The sequence below is a fragment of the Mesorhizobium sp. M8A.F.Ca.ET.208.01.1.1 genome, assembly GCF_004791315.1.
In the GTDB taxonomy this organism is placed as follows: domain Bacteria; phylum Pseudomonadota; class Alphaproteobacteria; order Rhizobiales; family Rhizobiaceae; genus Mesorhizobium.
Genome location: NZ_SRUT01000145.1, coordinates 1 through 355 on the forward strand (window position 1 = coordinate 1; position 355 = coordinate 355).

At 59.4% G+C, this 355-nt stretch carries 1 protein-coding gene; it reads left to right on the forward strand.

What is annotated here, in order from left to right:
• Positions 1-355 (forward strand): DUF4424 family protein (locus EN851_RS34650; RefSeq protein WP_135931076.1); only part of this gene is annotated, 355 nt, incomplete at both ends.

Sequence of the window (355 nt, forward strand, 5' to 3'; positions counted from 1 at the left end):
CGGCCAACAAGGAAGTCCATGTCTCGCACCGCTATAAGCCCAGCGTCGGCGGCACGTCATCGGTCAGCTTCTACTACGCCGGCAAGTTCCAGGGGCAGTACGACAGCTACAAGACCCGCTACTGCATGGACCAGGCGTTCGAGAATGCGGTGCGCAAGACAGCAAAGGAAAATCCCGACGGCTATCCGAAATATTTCGAAAGCCGCATCGCTTACGTCCTGACCACGGGCGGCCACTGGGCGTCCGGCAGCAGCGGCAATTTCAAGCTCACGATCGACAAGGGCAACGCCAGGAATCTGGTTTCCTTCTGCGGCGATAACGTCCGCAAGGTCGGCCCGACGACGTTCGACATGAC